The sequence below is a fragment of the Streptomyces malaysiense genome (genome assembly GCF_000980885.2).
In the GTDB taxonomy this organism is placed as follows: domain Bacteria; phylum Actinomycetota; class Actinomycetes; order Streptomycetales; family Streptomycetaceae; genus Streptomyces; species Streptomyces malaysiense.
In genome coordinates this window covers 1-1,900 of record NZ_LBDA02000201.1, presented here as the reverse complement: position 1 = coordinate 1,900, position 1,900 = coordinate 1, and the positions used below count along the sequence as shown (strand labels likewise).

Here is a 1,900-nt window from a genome sequence, read left to right as displayed (position 1 = left end):
CCAGACCTACTGGCTCCGCCCCGCTCCCACCCACAACGACCCCACCCACCTCGGACAGTCAGCCACCGGGCACTCGTTCCTCGCCGCGGCAGTGGACACCGCCGGGACCGACCAGGTCATCTTCACCGGTCGCCTCAGCCTGGACACCCACCCCTGGCTCGCCGACCACGCCGTCGCCGGCACCGTCATCCTCCCCGGCACCGCACACCTCGACCTCGCCCTCCACGCCGCCCACCACACCGGCCACACCCACATCGAGGAACTCACCCTCGAAACACCCCTCGCCCTGCCCGAAACCGGCAGCCTCCACCTCCAGGTCACCCTCCAGGCACCCGACGACGACGGACGCCGCACCCTCACCATCCACACCCGGCCCACCGACGCACAGGACCAGTGGACCCAGCACGCCACCGGAATCCTGAGCGCACCCACCGAGGACGGCACGCCCTCAACCACCCTCGGACCATGGCAACCGGCCGGCACACACCCCCTGGACGTCGAAGACCTCTACGACCGCATCAGCACACGCGGCTACCACTACGGCCACGCCTTCCGCGGACTGACCGCCGCCTGGGAAGACGACCACCACCACATCCAGGCCGAAGTCTCACTGCCCGAGGACATCGACACCCACGGCCACGGCATCCACCCCGCCCTCCTGGACGCCGCACTCCACGCACTCCTCGCCACCACCGACGAAGACCAGACCCCCAACACCATCCGGCTTCCGTTCTCCTGGAGCGGGGTCACCCTCCACACCCCACACACCCGACCCAACCGACTACGCGCACGCCTGACCCCCACCAGCCCCGACACCCTCACCCTCCACCTCACCGACCCCGACACCGACACCCCCCTCCTCACCGCCGACACCCTCACCGTCCGCACCACCGACCCCACCAAACTCAACCCCACCACCCCCCAGAACTCCCTCTACCGCCTCACATGGCACCCCGCCACCCACACACCCACCACCGACACCGCACCCCAAGCAGCCACCGACAAATGGCTCCACCTCGGAGACGACGCCGCCACCACACTCGCCGAAACCAGCCGAGCCATCGCCGCCGGACAACCCGCACCACCCATGATCGTCCTCGACACCACCCCCCACCCCACCAGCAACAACCACACCCCACACGCCACCCCCGAGCGCACACGCCAACTCACCACCGACACCCTCCACCTCATCCAGCACTACCTCGCCGACGACAACCTCCGCGACACCCACCTCACCCTCCTCACCCACAACGCCATCACCACCGAAACCGGCGAACACCTCACCGACCCCGCCGCCGCAGCCCTATGGGGCCTCATCCGCACCGCACAACAAGAAAACCCCGGCCGCATCACCCTCGCCGACACCGACCACACCCCCCACACCCACACCCACCTCGCCACCGCACTCACCACCGCACACACCAACAACGAACCCCAACTCGCCCTACGAAACGGCACCACCCACCACCCACGCCTCACCCCCCACCACCAACCACCCCTCACCATCCCCGACACCCACTGGAAACTCGCCCTCACCAACACCGGCACCATCGACAACCTCACCCTCACCCCCCAACCCCCCGACACCACCCCCCTCAACCCCGGCGAAGTCCGCATCACCGTCCACGCCGCAGGACTCAACTTCCGCGACATCGTCGTCACCCTCGGCATGGTCCACGACACCCGCAACATCGGCGGCGAATGCGCCGGCACCGTCACCGCCACCGCCGACGACGTCACCGACTACACCATCGGCGACCGCGTCATGGGCCTCTTCCCCCACATCGCCCCCACCGCCACCACCGACCAACGCCTCCTCACCAAAATCCCCACCGACTGGACCTACGCCCAAGCCGCCACCACCCCCGCCGTCTTCCTCACCGCCTACTACGCCCTCCAC

General features: G+C 68.8%; 1 protein-coding gene. It reads left to right on the top strand.

The window, feature by feature from the left end; all coding sequences use genetic code 11:
• Window positions 1-1,900: polyketide synthase dehydratase domain-containing protein (locus VT52_RS39505; protein ID WP_167377786.1), on the top strand; the 1,900-nt coding region annotated here is incomplete at both ends.